Origin of the sequence: Plantibacter sp. RU18 (assembly GCF_050613355.1) — a bacterium.
Lineage (GTDB): Bacteria > Actinomycetota > Actinomycetes > Actinomycetales > Microbacteriaceae > Plantibacter.
In genome coordinates this window covers 695,054-709,474 of the sequence record NZ_CP159618.1, presented here as the reverse complement: position 1 = coordinate 709,474, position 14,421 = coordinate 695,054, and the positions used below count along the sequence as shown (strand labels likewise).

Below are 14,421 nucleotides of genomic sequence, written 5' to 3'. Positions count from 1 at the left end.
GCCCACCGGGCAGCCATGGTCCCGAGCACCTGCCCGTCGACACGCTCAAGGGCGCTCGGCCCGCTCATCGGGCCTGTCGAGGTGCCACGACCGCTTACAGGCCGCTGTACGCGTGCAGCCCCTTGAAGAACACGTTGACGACGACGAAGTTGAACATCACGGCGCTGAAGCCGACGATCGCGAGCGTCGCGGCGCGGGAACCGCGCCAACCGCGGGTGGCGCGCGCGTGGATGTATCCGGCGAAGATCACCCAGATGATGAAGGTCCAGACTTCCTTGGTGTCCCAGCCCCAGTACCGGCCCCAGGCGCGCTCGGCCCAGATGGCACCGGCCATGAGGGTGAACGTCCAGAAGATGAAGCCGATGATGTTCACGCGGTAGGCGAGGTTCTCGAGACGCTCTGCGTTCGGCAGGGTCAGGAGGAAACGGAAGCGACCGGCGGGCTGCGCGGATCGCACCACCCCGAGCTTGCGTTCCCGGCGTCCCTGCATGAGCTGGACGACGCTCAAGGCGAAGCCGATCGCGAAGAACGCCGTTCCGAGACTCGCGACGAACACGTGCACGACGAGCCAAGCCGACTGCAGTGCCGGCGGCAACGGGACGACCTCGACGTAGAAGTTCGCGGTGGCGAGCCCCAGCAGCACGGTGACGAGACCGATGACGAACGTCCCGAGGAAGCGGAGGTCCACGCGGGTGATGACCACGAGGAACACCGCGACGATGAGCAGCGTGCCCGTCATGGCGAACTCATACATGTTCGCCCACGGGACGCGCCCGGCGGCGATGCCGCGCGTGACGTCGGCGACGAGGTGCAACAGGAAGGCGATGACCGTGAGCGCGACACCGATGCGGAGGCTCGGCGACCTCCGCGCCGCGGGCTGCTCCACACCGTCGTCGTCCGCCGGACGACGCGTCTTCCCGCGCGCGACCCCGTCGTTCGTGATGATCGGTGAGACGGTCGTGGATGACGCGTTCGCGAGGACGCCGACGCGTTCCTCGGCCGTCTCGAGCTGCGCGCGCTCGGCTGCATCGAGCGCTGCGGTGACCTCGGCGCTGCGGCGCGCGAGGTCGAACGTGAAGGCGATGAACGCCAGCGCGTAGACGGCGACGGCCGACCAGAGGCAGAGGTTCGAGATTTCGACGAGGGTCACGGGGTGATTCTACCTTCGGGTTCGGTCGGCACGGGCGTCGGGATGTGGGCTTCCGCGATGGCGGCGACCGCGGCTTCGAGGCCGGGATCCTCGCCGCGGGCGAGGCCCGCGTACTCGAGGGCGACGGTGCCGTCGGCGCCCGTGGTCGCCTTCACCCAGACACGACGCCGTGCGACGAAGAGCGAGGTGATCAGGCCGGAGAGCGCCAGGATGGCGAATGTGAGCACCCACAGCTGGGTCGGGTCGTGGTGCACGTCGAATGACGCGAACCGCTTCACCGAGCCGGCGTAGTTCTCGGTCGACGGGTTCGCGGCGACATTGTCGAACGACACCGTGCCGAGCCCGTTCGGAAGGTCGGTGATCTGTCCAGGCGTCAGCTCGATCGAGTCGACCCCGGTGTCGCCACCGGTGAGCTGCTTCATGTCGTCGACGTCGAGTGCGTAGACCGACTTCGGCACACCGGCGTTGATGCCGAGGTCGCCCGAGTACACGTTGAGGATCAGTACCGGGTAGGCGAGATCAGGGTACGAGGAGAAGAACGGCGGTTCGTTCGCCGCCTGCGTCGGGTAGAAGAAACCGATCATGCCGAGCTGCTCGGCCAGGCCGTCCGGTACCTTCACGATACCGAGCGAGGTGAGCTGAGCATCCTGCGGGAGGAACGGGATGGAGTCACTGAAGACGACGTCGCCGGCCGGATTCCGGACCGTGATCGTCGGGGCGTAACCGTTTCCGAGGAGGTAGACGTCCGTGCCGGCGAACCGCAGCGGATCGTTGACCTTGATGGTCGCCTCGGTCGAGTCGCCGTCGGGCGAGGTGGCGGTGACGTTCGCGCGGTAGTCGATCGCCTGACCGTAGGCATCGAGGTTCTGCGTCTCGTAGGTGACGCCGAACTCGTCGAGCGTGAGCTTGTAGGGCGCAAGCTCCGACTCGTTGAAGAAGCGGCCAGGGTTGAAGGAGTCGTAGTCGAGCAGTGTGTTGACGAAGGTCTGCCCCTCCACGAGCACACGCTGACCACTGAACCCGAAGCCGCCGCCGAAGCCGACCGTCACGAGGATGCCCACGAGTGCTGAGTGGAAGACGAGGTTGCCCGTCTCGCGCAGGAAGCCGCGTTCCGCGGACACCGAGGCCGAGCCCGCCGCGTCGAAGCGCTCGACACGGTAGCCCTGGCGCTTCAGCTGCCTCGTGGCGTCGTCGATGAGCGCTTCGGCCGTCGCGCCGCTGTCGTCGCTGCGACGTTCGAAGGCCGACAGTCGGGAGAGGCGGGCGGGGGTGCGCGGCGGCTTCGACCGCAGTGCCAGCCAATGGTGCTTCGTGCGCGGGATCACGCAGCCGATGAGCGAGACGAACAGCAGGATGTAGATCGCGGAGAACCACGCCGAGCTGTAGACGTCGAACATCTGCACCTTGTCGAGGATCGGCGCCAGGTCGGGGTTGTCCGTGAAGTACTGCGTGACGCCGTTGGGGTCGCTGGACCGCTGTGGCACGAGGGAACCCGGCACGGCGGCGATCGCCAGCATGAGCAGCAGGAACAGCGCCGTGCGCATACTCGTGAGCTGTCGCCAGAGGAAGCGCAGCCAGCCGACGAAGCCGAGCTTCGGCTGGTTGATGCCGTCGGCCGGGGCCGGTGCGGCGGAATCGATGTGATCAGAGGGGCGTGACAAGGCCGCTCATCACCCCCTGCAGTGAGTACATCCAAGCGGACCAGAGACCAGAGACCATCAACACGCCGATCACGATGAGGAGCACGCCGCCGACGATGTTGATCGCGCGGATATGCCGTTTGAGGAATGCAAGGGACCCCGTGACCCAACCGAGTCCGAGGGCCACGAGCAGGAAGGGGATGCCGAGCCCGACGCAGTAGAAGAGACCGAGCAGCGCACCGCGCCACGCTGATCCGCCCGAGAGCGAGAGGGCGCTGATCGCGGTGAGCGTCGGGCCGAGGCACGGCGTCCAGCCGATCGCGAACACGAAGCCGAGCAGCGGCGCGCCCGCCAGACCCGTCGCGGGCGCCCAATTCACGCGGACCGTCCGCTGCAACCGCGAGAACTGACCGATGAAGATGAGCCCCATGAGGATGACGACAGCGCCGAGGACACGTGTGAGGACGTGCTCCCACTCGACCAGCCACGCTCCGACCGTGCCGACGAACGCCGCGATCGCGACGAAGACGACCGTGAAACCGAGGATGAAGAGGCTGACGCCGAGCAGGACGCGACGGCGTCCGGCGCGGGTCCTGCCCTCCTCGACCGTCGTCATACCGCCCACATAACCGAGGTAGCCGGGCACCAGGGGCAGGACGCAGGGCGAGAGGAACGACAACAGACCGGCCGCGATGGCGATCGGGATCGCCACGAGGAGCTGGCCGCCGTAGACGAGCTCGCCCGGGCTCACTCTGTCGAGCTCTCGGCGATCGTGTCGCGGATGAGGGTGTCGAGGATCGTGCGGTCCTGCAGCTGACCGAGGATGCGAGCTGCGACACGGCCCTCTGCGTCGAGCACGATCGTCGTCGGCACGGCGTTCGGCGGGACGCTGCCGGTGAAGGCGAGCTTCGCCTCCCCGCTGTCCACGTCGAGGATGGACGGGTAGGTGATCCCGAACGTGCCGTTGAACGCCTTCGCGGTGTCGGCGGTGTCGCGGACGTTCACGCCGATGAAGGTCGCTCCCTTGTCCGTGTAATCGGCGTTGAGCGCCTGGAGGTCTTCAGCTTCGGCACGGCAGGGGGCGCACGCGGCGTACCAGAAGTTCACGACGAGGACCTGGCCCGCGTAGTCGTCCGAGGAGATCTGCTCGCCCTCCTCGCCGACACCGGAGAAGCTGATCGACTCGCCCCGCTCGTCGAGCGCGATCTCGGTGACACTGCCGTCCCCGGCCACGTACCCTTTGCTGCTACCCGCGCGGTACTGGTCGGCCAGCGGGTCGCTGCCGCACGCGGTCAGGACGAGTGCACCGACGACGAGGACCGCTGCGACAGCCCACGCCCTCGAACGGCGAGCGACGGGCATGGAGCTGATCGACAGCATCAGACGGCTCCCGCATCGGTCGCGCCGGAGGACAGACCAGCTGCCGGGTCGACATAGCCGACCTCGCGGAAACCGTGCTCGGTGCGCTCGAGCGTGGTGATGCTCGACAGGGCGCAGCGGCGCTTGCGGGGATCGTGACGGTAGGGGGCACCCACGACGAAACTGTGCATCATCCAGATCGGCAGCTGGTGACTGACGATCACGACGTCGCCCGACGGCGTTGCGCGCCAGGCGTCCTCGACGGCTGCGGTCATGCGATTGACGATCGATGCGTACGGCTCGCCCCAGCTCGGCCGCGACGGGTTGCGGAGCTTCGGCCAGTTCAGTGGGTTCTTCAGCGCGCGACTCATGCGCTTGCCCTCGAACTCGTTGAACGGCTCGATGACGCGGGGCTCACCCACGATGTCCAGTCCGAAGGCGGCAGCAACGGGGGCGGCTGACTCCTGGGTGCGCTGCAGCGGCGATGCGAAGAGGGCACCGACACCACGCCCGCGGCTCACGAGCTCGTCGGCGGCGGCCTGCGCCATGCGCTCACCCAGGCTCGACAGCCGGAAAGCGGGGAGTCGCCCGTAGAGCACACGAGAAGGATTGTGCACCTCGCCGTGACGCACGAGATGGATCTGGTCGGCTACCACCCTCCAAGTGTACGTTTTCCCTGGCTGCGCATTTGCCGTGACGACGATGCCGGGTACGCCCGGCATCCGGCGGCTAAGCTGTCGGGGTGAGTGAACGCGTCGTTGTGAAGAACCTGGCCGCCCTGTCCGACGGTCCCGTCACCGTCTCCGGATGGGTCGAGACCGTCCGCGATCAGAAGAAGGTGCAGTTCGTCGTCCTCCGCGACGAGACCGGCGCCGTCCAGTTGGTGAACCCGGCGGTCCGGGAGCTCGATCCAGAGGTCGAGGGTTCGGCCGATCGTCTCGCGATCACCGAATCCATCTCCGCGCTCGCCCACGGCTCGTTCATCACCATCACCGGTGAGCTGAAGCACGACGAGCGCGTCAAACTGGGTGGCATCGAGGTCAAGCTCGCCTCCCTCGAGATCGTCTCGGCGGCACTGCCCGAGACGCCGATCGCCGCTGACTCCTCGCTCGACAAGCGTCTCGACTGGCGCTTCCTCGACCTGCGCCAGCCGAAGCAGGCCCTGATCTTCCGCATCCAGACCACCTTCGAGCACGCACTCCGCCAGTACTGGATCGACAACGACTTCATCGAGCTGCACACCCCGAAGCTCATGGCGAGTGCGAGTGAGTCACGTGCCGAGCTCTTCGAGGTCGACTACTTCGAGGGCAAGGCGTACCTCGCGCAGTCACCGCAGTTCTTCAAGCAGATGGCTCAGCCCGCCGGCTTCGGCAAGGTCTTCGAGGTCGGACCCGCATTCCGCGCCGACCCGTCGTTCACGAGCCGCCACGCGACCGAGTTCACGAGCATCGACGCCGAGATCAGCTGGATCGACTCCCACGAAGACGTCATGACGCTCCACGAAGAGCTCCTCGTCGCGGGCTTCACCGCCGTCAAGGAGAAGTACGGCGAGCAGATCTCCGAACTGTTCGGCATCGAGCTCGAGGTCCCGTCGCGTCCGTTCCCGCGTATCCCGCTCGCCGAGGCCAAGCGCATCGTCGCGGAGCGCGGCTATGAGGTGCCTCGCGCCGACGACGACATGGACCCTGAGGGCGAGCGACAGATCGCGGCCTACGTCAAGGAGACGTTCGGCCACGAATTCGTGTTCCTCACCGACTACGCATCGAGCATCCGGCCGTTCTACCACATGCGCAACGCCGAGGACGGCTCGCTCACGAACAGCTACGACCTCATCTACAACGGCGTCGAGATCTCGACGGGCGCCCAGCGCGAACACCGCGTCGACGTCCTCGTCGAGCAGGCCAAGGAGAAGGGCCTCGACCCCGAGGAGCTCGAGTTCTACCTCGACTTCTTCCGCTACGGCGTCCCGGCACACGGCGGCTTCGGCATGGGCCTCGCCCGCGTCCTGATGCTCATGCTGCACGAGACGTCCATCCGCGAGGTCACCTACCTGTTCCGCGGCCCGACCCGCCTCGCCCCGTAAGCACGCGCAGGCGACCGCAGCAGCCTGACGGAACCTGGAAGGACCCCATGAAGATCGTCATCCTCTACGGCACCGAGTCCGGCAACGCCGAGCGTCTCGCTGGAGACCTCGGCAAGGCCATCGGAACCAAGCACGAGTGGCGCGTCGTCGACCTCGGCGACATCTCGCCCGACGAGTTGTCGGTCGACGAGATCCACATCTTCATCACCTCCACCTACGGCGACGGGTTGCTCGGTGAGACGGGCCAGATCTTCTACGAGGCGTTGGAGGAGGCCGGCACCGAGCTCGACGGCCTGAAGTACGCCATCTTCGGGCTCGGCGACAGCAGCTACGAGGACACCTACAACCAGGGCAGCTCCCTGCTCGACGCCTTGCTCAGCGAGCATGGCGCGACGCGCTTCGGCGAGTTCGGGCTGCATGACGACAGCGGGTTCGAGCGCAAGAAGGACATCGCGCTCGCTTGGCTTCCCGGCGTGCTCGCCGACGCGGAACAGCTCTAGCCTCCCCCTGGCGCTCCACCCACGCCGCCCCTATATTGACTCCTGACGGACACCTGTCGTGTGCCCGCGCGGTGCAATCGAGGAGTTCAGGATGGCTGGCACGTTCGAGGTGTTCCAAGACAAGAGTGGCGGTTTCCGCTTCAACCTGAAGGCTGGGAACGGCGAGGTCATCGCCAGTTCCGAGAGTTACACGACCAAGGCGGCGGCGCACAAGGGCATCGCCTCGGTCCGGGCGAACGCGGCGGACGCAGAGATCGTCGAGCGGGACTCCTGATCCCGGCTCATCCCGATCACGCGGACCCTGGCCGTCTCGTCGCCCGGTTGCGCGCAGCCGGCTGCGTCTTCGCTGAGGAGGAAGCGGCGCTCCTCCTGGCTGAAGCGCATGACGCCGACCACGTCCAGCTGATGCTCCGCGACCGGATCTCTGGTCGCCCGCTGGAGCATGTCCTCGGCTGGGCGGAGTTCCGCCACCTGCGCATCTCCGTCGACGACGGAGTGTTCGTCCCCCGGCGTCGGACCGGCCTGCTGGTGGACGCAGCTCTTGCGCGCGTCCGCAGTGGCGGAGCGGTGGTCGAGCTGTGTTGCGGTGCTGCGGCGGTCGGCACAGCACTGCTCACGGAGTCACCGGAGGCCATCGAGCTCTGGGCGTCTGACATCGACCCCGCGGCCATCGTCAGCGCGCGCCGCAACCTGGAACCGCTCGGTGGGCGCGTCGTGCTCGGCGACCTGTTCGACGGCCTCCCCGACTCCCTTCAGCACGGCGTCGACATCGTCGTCGCGAACGCGCCCTACGTGCCCACCGCGTCCATCGAGCTGATGCCGTTTGAAGCCCGTGCCCACGAGCCGGCCGTCGCGCTCGACGGCGGCACGGACGGACTCGACGTCCAACGCCGGATCGTCTCCGCCGCCGGACGGTGGCTCGCGCCGCAGGGCGCCCTGGTGATCGAGACCAGCGAGCGTCAAGCGACGGCGACCATGGATCTCATGCGAGCGGGCGGGCTCTCGCCGACGTTGCTCCGCGACGAGGAACTCGACGGGACGGCTGTGCTCGGCATCGCCGGCTAGCGGCCGCCCGGCGAACGTCAGTCGAGCTGGAAGTCGACCGCGGAACGCGCGGACACGAGCTGGCGCACGATCTGCACCACCCGCTGGTGCTCGGGGTGCACCTGATAGCGGTCGAGCGCCTCGAGGCTCGGGTAGTCGCCGACGAGCACGACGTCCCAGTTGCTCTCCGGATAGGCGATGTTGCGACCGACCTGCAGCGCGAGGACGTCCTCCGGCATGAAGCCGGCGAGCGCTTCGAGCTCGGTCTGCATCGTGGTGAAGGCGGCGTCGCGCTCGGCGGCGTCGGTGGCGGCCAGCTTCCAGCTGACGATGTGACGGATGGTCACGGTTGCTCCAGGGGTCGGGAGAGGGTGGGAGTGGTCGTGCGCGGACTGGTCAGCGAGCGAGCAGGGCTGCACGAAGACGATCGCGATCGATGCGCCAGTAGTTGTGCACCCGTCCATCGATCAGCAGGACGGGGATCTCCTCCCAGTGCCGGTCGTGGAGTTCTTGATCGTCGAGGATCGAGAGCTCCTCGCGCGTGATACCCGGGGCGCCGTCGGGGAGTTCGGCGACGACCTCGTCGATGACCGTTCGTGCGTCGTCGCAGAGGTGACAGCCGGGCTTGCCGATCAGGGTGAGCTGCACAGTGGACACGGTTCAACTGTACGGGTTGCGCACTGGCTCTCCTCTCCGGATCAGCCGACGATTGTCGCCTTTCGTCGAGTCCGTGCCATCATGCAGAGATCATGCAACCTACACACCCAGTGTTCTGTCACCTTGTGCAGAGATGCACAAGGCGCAGACCCTCTGGCTCGCGTGAGGTGAGGCGCGTTGTCATTGAGTGATGTCTGCACATTCTGAAGCCGCGACCATCCTCGGTGAACGCCTCCGCGCCGCCAGGAACGAACGCCAACTCACGCTCGAAGACCTCGGCGTGCTCGCCGAGATGCATTGGACGAACATCGGGAAGATCGAGCGGGGCCAAGTGCACCCGAGCGTCGAAACCCTCGTCCGCCTGAGCACGGCACTCGATCTGGACCCGGGGCCCTTCGTCGCGGGTCTGCACGCGGACATGTATCCGGGTCGGACGCACAAGCTGACGGCGCGGGACCTGCTCGCCGCTCGACGCGAACAGGAGAGCTGACCCGCTGCTCCGAGGCGGCGCATCAGAACGTGACGCGCCAGAGGTACTGCGGCCCTCCGGGGCGGAACCAGGACACCTGCAGACTGCTCGCACGCGACAGCTCCCCACCGAGGACCTCGAGTTCGAGTGCCGCACCCACCGGCAATCGACAGGGCCGGACCGGCATGAGCAACCCGGGACCGAGCAATCGGACCGTGACCCAGTGCACGGGCTCGTCCCCGGCGTTGCGGAGCCGATAGCGCGGAGCCCCATCACGTTCGACGATGAACGGCACCCGGTACGCGAGCTCGCGCCGATTGCGGTGGACAGGGTGCGGGAGATCGCGGGTCATGGCTTCGACGGTACGGAGGACCGCCGACGACCTTCATCCGTCGAGACGCGTGCCGACTCCGCCTGTGGAGAACCGCTCGACCCCAGCGCCTGTGTAGGAGCGTCGACTGCCTACTCGGCACCCGATCAGCTCCGACGCCGTCGAACCCAGCCCAACGCCAGAAAGCGCCGTGCCCGAGTGGGCCGGCGCTTTCGATGGCGAAGCTGCCTATCGCTCCTGTCGGAGCGGCAGACTACTTCTTGTTGCGACGCTGGTGACGAGTCTTGCGAAGCAGCTTGCGGTGCTTCTTCTTCGCCATACGCTTGCGGCGCTTCTTGATAACAGAACCCACGGATTACCTCACAGAATTGGGGGGCTTGGCCGCAGGGATCGCGACCGAAGAGAACAAGTCTTGTCGACAGTCTAGCCGATTCGAACGCGCGTCGTTCACACGACGTTCGCCGAACGGCTGGTAAGAGGAGCGCGAGCCTCAGCCGACGTCGGCGACCGGGCGCTGCCTGACCGCGTCGACGGCCGTCTCCGGCACCCGGAACGACTTGCCGAACCGGATTGCCGGGAGCTCCCCCGAGTGCACGAGGCGGTACACGGTCATCTTGGACACGCGCATCATCTCGGCGACTTCTGCCACCGTGAGAAAGCGGACCTCAGCAGCATCCTGCGTCATCGAACCCCTCCTTCACCTGTGGCGTGACTCTCGAACGGTACCCCGAAGACCGGAGCACCGCATGGCAACTCTAGAGGGCCGACGCCCGCCTGTACATACCCTGTGTGAACGGTATGGAAGGCTCCGGAGCTACGGGCGCAGCTTCTTCGTAACGGCTTGGACGGCGTGCGACATGTCCGCTGCGACCTTGCCGACGGTGCCCGCGACAGCCTTCGCCTGATCGGGCAGCGACAGCGCCCCGAAGTCGACGCCGTCGTCCGCGTAGTCGACGCTGAGGAAGGGGATCAACCAGTCCTCGACGTCCTCGAGCGGTGCGTAATCGAGGCTGTAGTAGCGATGCTGCCCCTCTTCGCGCACCTCGACGAGGTCCGCTTCGCGCAGGACCTTGAGGTGCTTGGACACGGTCGGCTGGCTGAGCCCGAGCTGCGCGACGATCTCGGAGACGCTCGTCCCCGCTCCGCCGTGTCGTTCGAGCAGCAGTGCGAGGATGTCTCGCCTGGTCGTGTCAGCGATCACGTCGAAAATGTCGGCCATGGTCCAACGATAGTGATCGAGCGCACGGAGTACCATTGCCACGGCGCAGTCATGGAGTGTTGAGGGGTCAGATGAGCGGCAATGCCATGGGGCGTCGTCCCGAGATCATCGTGCGCCACGGGCTCGCGAGGGTCCGCGAGGCGATCAGCGACTTCGCAGCGAAGTCGACCTCGCGTTTCGCGATCCTCGTCTTCAGCTTCCTGATCTTCATCTTCACGATGCTGTTCTCGACGCCGCTCGCCGCAGCCGACGGCAAGGTCACTCCCCTTGCCGACGCACTGTTCACCGCCGTCTCCGTCATCTGCGTCACCGGTCTCTCCACCGTCGACATGGCGACCCACTGGTCGCTGTTCGGCCACGTCCTCGTGTTCATCGGTGTGCAGATCGGCGCACTCGGGGTCCTCACGCTGGCCTCGATCCTCGGGTTCGTCATCGCCAGGCGCCTCGGTCTCCGACAGAAGCTCATGGCCGCCAGCGACACGAACCCGCTGCGGTCGCACCACGGTCCTGTTGCAGAAGGGCAGGCCGTCCGGCTCGGTGAGATCGGCAACCTGCTCGTCACCGTCGCGGTCAGCGCGCTCGTCATCGAGGCCGTGCTCGCGCTCCTCCTCTTCCCACGGATGCTGCTCGACGGCATCAACCCCTGGGATGCCGCCTGGAACAGCGTCTACTACGCTGCGATGGCATTCACGAACACCGGGTTCACCCCGAACGCCGCGGGGCTCGCCACCTTCGAGAACGACTACTGGTTCCTCAGCATCCTCATGCTCGGCGTCTTCCTCGGCAGCATCGGCTTCCCCGTCATCTACGCACTGAGCCGCAACTTCCGACGCCCGAGCCGGTGGTCGCTGCACGTCAAGCTCACGCTCGTCACCACGATCATCCTGTTCTTCGCCGGGGCACTCGCGTTCATCCTGCTCGAGTTCAACAACCCGGAGACGTGGAACAAGTGGAACCTCTGGGACACGATCTTCCAGGGCTTCTTCCTCTCCGCGATGACGAGGTCGGGCGGTTTCTCGACGGTCGACATCGGTGACCTCAACGGCTCCACACTGCTCGTCGCCGACATGCTGATGTTCATCGGTGGCGGTTCGGCGTCCACCGCGGGCGGCATCAAGGTCACGACCCTCGCCGTCCTGTTCCTCGCAGCCTTCGCCGAGGCTCGTGGTCGCGAGGGTGTCGAGGTCTTCCGTCGCCGTATCCCGCAGGACGTCCTCCGTGTCGCGGTCAGCGTCGTGCTGTGGGGATCGACGATCGTCGCCCTGTCGACGATCATCATCCTGCAGATGACGAAGGCCCCACTCGACCACGTGCTCTTCGACGTGATCTCGGCGTTCGCGACCGTCGGCCTGAGCACCGGACTCGTCGCCGACCTCCCGGACCCTGGTGTGTACGTCCTCGCGGTCACGATGTTCCTCGGTCGCGTTGGTACAGTGACACTCGCAGCAGCGGTGGCCGCCAGCCAGAGCGGCCAATTGTTCAAGAGACCCGAGGAAAGGCCGATCGTTGGTTGATCGCATCAAACACGACGCACCGGTCCTCGTGATCGGCCTCGGCCGCTTCGGCGCCGCCTGCGCGGGAGAGCTGGACCGTCTCGACCGCGAGGTCCTGGCGATCGACGACAACTCCGAGCTCGTCCAGAAATGGTCGGACCGCGTCACCCACACCGTGCAGGCCGATGCGAAGAACATCGAGGCCCTCCGTCAGATCGGCGCGCAGGACTTCTCGGTCGCCGTCGTCGCGGTCGGGTCGTCGATCGAGGCGAGCGTGCTCATCACCGCGAACCTCGTCGACCTCAAGATCCCCCAGATCTGGGCGAAGGCGGTCTCGCAGTCGCACGGCAAGATCCTCGCCCGAGTCGGCGCCAGCCACGTCATCTACCCGGAGCGCGAGGCCGGCGAGCGCGTCGCGCACCTGGTGTCGGGCCGCATGCTCGACTTCATCCAGTTCGACGACGACTTCGCGCTCGTGAAGATGTACCCGCCGAAGCCGATCCGTGGGCTGAACCTCACCGAGTCCGGGGTGCGTACGAAGTACCGCATCACCGTCGTGGGCGTGAAGTCGCCCGGCAAGCCTTTCACCTACGCGACGGCTGACACCGTGGTCTCGAACCACGACCTCATCATCGTCTCGGGCACGTCCTCCGACATCGAGCGCTTCGCCTCACTCGAAGGCTGACCCTCCCACCTGCCCACTCCCCCATCCCCCCATCGCCCCCGAACATACTCAGAATTCAGGGCATCCTGCCGCGGGATCCCTGAGTCGCCCGGATTTCCAGCGGGAATCGGACATCCGCTCCAGGACCGGGCACGATTCCCTGAATTCCGAACAGCGGAGATCAGGGGAGGTTGCGGGCGTAGCAGCGGGAGAGCGGCTCGTCGACGTACGGGCCGAAGGCCGGGATGGGTCGGTACCCCTCGCGTTCGTAGAACCGCATGGCGTCGGGCTGGGCCGTACCGGTCTCGAGCAGCAGCTCGGTGAGGCCGAGCGTCGCGGCTTCGGCCTCGAGCGCCCGCAGCACCGCTGTCGACACACCGGTCCCCCGTGCATCCGGAACCACGTACATGCGCTTGATCTCCGCACGGTTCTCGGCGAGGAGTCGAAGTCCACCGCAGCCGAGCGCCGCGCCTGAGGCATCCGACGCGACCAGGAACAGCGCGATGTCACCAGCCGACGGTGCCGTCCCCGGCTCGTGATCATCACTGCCGTAGCGGGCGTCGAGCTCGGCCCGCTGGGCGGCACGCAGCGATGCTCCGGTGGCGTGGTGCCAGTCCACCCGTGTGATGGTGATCGCCATCCGTCTTCCTCCCGTACATTGCGTAACGTTGATTACGGTAACATCTGTCATGAAGTGAGGGTGACATGGCGAGGACGAAGGACCCCGGGGCCCAGGACCGGATCTCCCAGGCGGTGTGGGAGGTGCTCGGCGAGCACGGGCCGCAGGGCCTGACCCTGCGCGCAGTCGCAGACCGGGCCGGGTGCACGACCGGCCTGGTGCTGCATCGCTTCCCCGACAAGCGCGCGCTGCTCCTTCACGCCCGCGACCTGCTCCACGGCAGGACCGCCGAACGCACGAACGAGCTCGAGGCTGCGGCAGCGACTCCAACCTCCGCGCTGCGTGCTGTCCTCGAACAGGCACTCTCGATGTCGGCCATCGCGCGTCAGGAATCCCGCGTCTGGCTCGGCTACCTCGCCGCAGCCCTCGACGACGACGTCCTCGCCGAGCGACATCGCACGGGCCACCGGGTCTTCGTCGAGCGTACTCGGCGGTTGGTCGGCACCATCCGGCCGGAACTCGGCCCTGACGAGGTCGTCGCGACCAGCACGATCGTCGTCAGCCTCGTCGAAGGATTGAACACCCTGAGCACTGCAGACGCCGAACGCTACGACGCGTCTGCTCAGCGAGCAGCGCTCGACCGACTGCTCGGTGTACTCGGACTCGACGGGACGATGGTCGCGTGATCACGATCGAACGCTTGTCGGAGACGACGGAGCCGGTTCGCGCCCAACTGTCGGCGATGCTGCTCGACTACCACCGCCGCACGGAACTGGAGAAATCACTCGGTCGCCAACCGGAGCCGGAGGAGCAGTCCGACGCTGTCGATCTCCCTGCCCGCCATCGGAAGGAGATCGATCATCCGGACGAGGCATTCGCCGGAGCGACCGTCCTCATCGCCGTCGATGACTCCTCAGCCCTCGGCTGCGTCGTGCTGACAGCCGGCCCGTCTCCCGAGGTGAAGCGTCTCTGGGTCACGCTCGCGGCCAGGCGGCGCGGTGTGGCCACCCAGCTGCTCGATGCCGCGGCCTCCGCCGCCGCCGCGCGCGGAGATCGTGAACTCCGCCTCTCCGTCTGGTACTGGCGCGCCGCAGCGATCGCACTCTACGAGCGCGCCGGCTTCGTTTCCGTGCCCTCATGGGACGAACGCCCGGGGCTCAGCTGCTTCGCCCACCCCCTCGGCTGACCGGCCG

The 14,421-nt window shown here is 66.8% G+C and carries 21 protein-coding genes; 9 read left to right on the top strand and 12 right to left on the bottom strand.

The genetic code is table 11. From position 1 onward, the window contains the following. Nucleotides 1–94: 94 nt before the first annotated feature. Genes ccsB through ABMA10_RS03345 form a run of 5 tightly spaced genes read right to left on the bottom strand, consistent with a single transcriptional unit; the run spans nt 95 to nt 4,805 of the window. Nucleotides 95–1,150, bottom strand: a complete 1,056-nt coding sequence (gene ccsB, locus ABMA10_RS03365) for a c-type cytochrome biogenesis protein CcsB (protein WP_347866858.1) — start codon at nt 1,148–1,150, stop codon at nt 95–97. Next, entirely contained in the window at nt 1,147–2,811 is a 1,665-nt protein-coding gene (resB, locus tag ABMA10_RS03360; protein ID WP_347866857.1) for a cytochrome c biogenesis protein ResB, read from the bottom strand. The genes ccsB and resB overlap by 4 nt, the downstream gene beginning before the upstream one ends. Further along, the gene (locus ABMA10_RS03355; protein WP_347866856.1) at nt 2,795–3,541 is read right to left on the bottom strand and encodes a cytochrome c biogenesis CcdA family protein; all 747 of its coding nucleotides are present in this window, start codon (nt 3,539–3,541) and stop codon (nt 2,795–2,797) included. Before ABMA10_RS03355 ends, resB begins: the two co-directional genes overlap by 17 nt. Continuing rightward, a complete protein-coding gene (locus ABMA10_RS03350; protein WP_347866855.1) occupies nt 3,538–4,170 on the bottom strand; it encodes a TlpA family protein disulfide reductase in 633 nt (210 codons plus the stop codon). Before ABMA10_RS03350 ends, ABMA10_RS03355 begins: the two co-directional genes overlap by 4 nt. Next, nucleotides 4,170–4,805 (bottom strand): histidine phosphatase family protein, encoded by a 636-nt coding sequence (locus tag ABMA10_RS03345; protein WP_431031171.1) that lies wholly within the window; start codon nt 4,803–4,805, stop codon nt 4,170–4,172. Before ABMA10_RS03345 ends, ABMA10_RS03350 begins: the two co-directional genes overlap by 1 nt. An 86-nt stretch (nt 4,806–4,891) precedes the next feature. Between ABMA10_RS03345 and aspS the strand changes: the two genes are divergently transcribed. From aspS to ABMA10_RS03325, 4 genes are all read left to right on the top strand, one after another. Further along, the gene (aspS, locus tag ABMA10_RS03340) at nt 4,892–6,232 is read left to right on the top strand and encodes an aspartate--tRNA(Asn) ligase (RefSeq protein ID WP_347866853.1); all 1,341 of its coding nucleotides are present in this window, start codon (nt 4,892–4,894) and stop codon (nt 6,230–6,232) included. Between the two features lie 47 nt (nt 6,233–6,279). Next, on the top strand, nt 6,280–6,732 hold the full coding sequence (locus ABMA10_RS03335; RefSeq protein ID WP_347866852.1) for a flavodoxin domain-containing protein: 453 nt from the start codon (nt 6,280–6,282) through the stop codon (nt 6,730–6,732). Nucleotides 6,733–6,823: 91 nt separating this feature from the next. Further along, on the top strand, nt 6,824–7,006 hold the full coding sequence (locus ABMA10_RS03330; RefSeq protein WP_347866851.1) for a YegP family protein: 183 nt from the start codon (nt 6,824–6,826) through the stop codon (nt 7,004–7,006). Nucleotides 7,007–7,053: 47 nt separating this feature from the next. Continuing rightward, nucleotides 7,054–7,797, top strand: a complete 744-nt coding sequence (locus tag ABMA10_RS03325; protein WP_347866850.1) for a putative protein N(5)-glutamine methyltransferase — start codon at nt 7,054–7,056, stop codon at nt 7,795–7,797. A gap of 17 nt (nt 7,798–7,814) precedes the next feature. Here ABMA10_RS03325 and ABMA10_RS03320 read toward each other — a convergent pair whose 3' ends face one another. Together ABMA10_RS03320 and ABMA10_RS03315 are read right to left on the bottom strand one after the other, a co-directional pair. After that, a complete protein-coding gene (locus ABMA10_RS03320; protein WP_347866849.1) occupies nt 7,815–8,123 on the bottom strand; it encodes a Dabb family protein in 309 nt (102 codons plus the stop codon). A 49-nt stretch (nt 8,124–8,172) separates the two neighbouring features. Further along, nucleotides 8,173–8,433, bottom strand: coding sequence for a glutaredoxin family protein (locus ABMA10_RS03315; protein WP_347866848.1), 261 nt, complete (start codon nt 8,431–8,433; stop codon nt 8,173–8,175). A 190-nt stretch (nt 8,434–8,623) separates the two neighbouring features. On the opposite strand from ABMA10_RS03315, the gene ABMA10_RS03310 reads away from it, so the two are divergent. Further along, nucleotides 8,624–8,923 carry a helix-turn-helix domain-containing protein gene (locus tag ABMA10_RS03310; protein WP_347866847.1) on the top strand — a complete coding sequence of 100 codons (300 nt, stop codon included), beginning with the start codon at nt 8,624–8,626 and terminating at the stop codon, nt 8,921–8,923. 22 nt (nt 8,924–8,945) lie between these two features. Here the strand turns inward: ABMA10_RS03310 and ABMA10_RS03305 are convergent, their stop codons facing one another. The 4 genes from ABMA10_RS03305 to ABMA10_RS03290 all read right to left on the bottom strand — a co-directional run bounded on the left by ABMA10_RS03305 (nt 8,946) and on the right by ABMA10_RS03290 (nt 10,452). Further along, nucleotides 8,946–9,254 carry a hypothetical protein gene (locus tag ABMA10_RS03305; RefSeq protein WP_347866846.1) on the bottom strand — a complete coding sequence of 103 codons (309 nt, stop codon included), beginning with the start codon at nt 9,252–9,254 and terminating at the stop codon, nt 8,946–8,948. Between the two features lie 232 nt (nt 9,255–9,486). Further along, nucleotides 9,487–9,585 carry a 30S ribosomal protein bS22 gene (locus ABMA10_RS03300; RefSeq protein ID WP_003792170.1) on the bottom strand — a complete coding sequence of 33 codons (99 nt, stop codon included), beginning with the start codon at nt 9,583–9,585 and terminating at the stop codon, nt 9,487–9,489. 138 nt (nt 9,586–9,723) lie between these two features. Beyond that, nucleotides 9,724–9,918 (bottom strand): helix-turn-helix domain-containing protein, encoded by a 195-nt coding sequence (locus ABMA10_RS03295; protein ID WP_347866845.1) that lies wholly within the window; start codon nt 9,916–9,918, stop codon nt 9,724–9,726. Between the two features lie 129 nt (nt 9,919–10,047). Next, nucleotides 10,048–10,452: an ArsR/SmtB family transcription factor gene (locus tag ABMA10_RS03290; RefSeq protein WP_347866844.1), complete on the bottom strand. Its 405-nt coding sequence runs from the start codon at nt 10,450–10,452 to the stop codon at nt 10,048–10,050. 71 nt (nt 10,453–10,523) lie between these two features. Between ABMA10_RS03290 and ABMA10_RS03285 the strand changes: the two genes are divergently transcribed. Beyond that, nucleotides 10,524–11,966: a TrkH family potassium uptake protein gene (locus ABMA10_RS03285; RefSeq protein ID WP_347866843.1), complete on the top strand. Its 1,443-nt coding sequence runs from the start codon at nt 10,524–10,526 to the stop codon at nt 11,964–11,966. Continuing rightward, complete coding sequence (locus ABMA10_RS03280; protein WP_347866842.1) at nt 11,959–12,630, top strand: potassium channel family protein; 672 nt, start codon at nt 11,959–11,961, stop codon at nt 12,628–12,630. The genes ABMA10_RS03285 and ABMA10_RS03280 overlap by 8 nt, the downstream gene beginning before the upstream one ends. A gap of 160 nt (nt 12,631–12,790) precedes the next feature. Here the strand turns inward: ABMA10_RS03280 and ABMA10_RS03275 are convergent, their stop codons facing one another. Continuing rightward, the gene (locus tag ABMA10_RS03275) at nt 12,791–13,249 is read right to left on the bottom strand and encodes a GNAT family N-acetyltransferase (RefSeq protein WP_347866841.1); all 459 of its coding nucleotides are present in this window, start codon (nt 13,247–13,249) and stop codon (nt 12,791–12,793) included. A 65-nt stretch (nt 13,250–13,314) separates the two neighbouring features. Between ABMA10_RS03275 and ABMA10_RS03270 the strand changes: the two genes are divergently transcribed. Both ABMA10_RS03270 and ABMA10_RS03265 read left to right on the top strand, forming a co-directional pair. Then, nucleotides 13,315–13,914: a TetR/AcrR family transcriptional regulator gene (locus ABMA10_RS03270; protein WP_347866840.1), complete on the top strand. Its 600-nt coding sequence runs from the start codon at nt 13,315–13,317 to the stop codon at nt 13,912–13,914. Then, complete coding sequence (locus ABMA10_RS03265; protein ID WP_347866839.1) at nt 13,911–14,414, top strand: GNAT family N-acetyltransferase; 504 nt, start codon at nt 13,911–13,913, stop codon at nt 14,412–14,414. Before ABMA10_RS03270 ends, ABMA10_RS03265 begins: the two co-directional genes overlap by 4 nt. The last annotated feature ends 7 nt before the right edge of the window (nt 14,415–14,421 follow it).

Bases quoted from the DNA above. Each gene is read 5' to 3' on its own strand.
- ABMA10_RS03290 (WP_347866844.1), bottom strand. From the start codon at position 10,452: ATGGCCGACATTTTCGACGTGATCGCTGACACGACCAGGCGAGACATC.
- ABMA10_RS03330 (WP_347866851.1), top strand. From the start codon at position 6,824: ATGGCTGGCACGTTCGAGGTGTTCCAAGACAAGAGTGGCGGTTTCCGC.
- ABMA10_RS03270 (WP_347866840.1), top strand. From the start codon at position 13,315: ATGGCGAGGACGAAGGACCCCGGGGCCCAGGACCGGATCTCCCAGGCG.
- ABMA10_RS03285 (WP_347866843.1), top strand. From the start codon at position 10,524: ATGAGCGGCAATGCCATGGGGCGTCGTCCCGAGATCATCGTGCGCCAC.
- ABMA10_RS03350 (WP_347866855.1), bottom strand. From the start codon at position 4,170: ATGCTGTCGATCAGCTCCATGCCCGTCGCTCGCCGTTCGAGGGCGTGG.
- ABMA10_RS03305 (WP_347866846.1), bottom strand. From the start codon at position 9,254: ATGACCCGCGATCTCCCGCACCCTGTCCACCGCAATCGGCGCGAGCTC.
- ABMA10_RS03275 (WP_347866841.1), bottom strand. From the start codon at position 13,249: ATGGCGATCACCATCACACGGGTGGACTGGCACCACGCCACCGGAGCA.
- ABMA10_RS03295 (WP_347866845.1), bottom strand. From the start codon at position 9,918: ATGACGCAGGATGCTGCTGAGGTCCGCTTTCTCACGGTGGCAGAAGTC.
- ABMA10_RS03335 (WP_347866852.1), top strand. From the start codon at position 6,280: ATGAAGATCGTCATCCTCTACGGCACCGAGTCCGGCAACGCCGAGCGT.
- ABMA10_RS03310 (WP_347866847.1), top strand. From the start codon at position 8,624: ATGTCTGCACATTCTGAAGCCGCGACCATCCTCGGTGAACGCCTCCGC.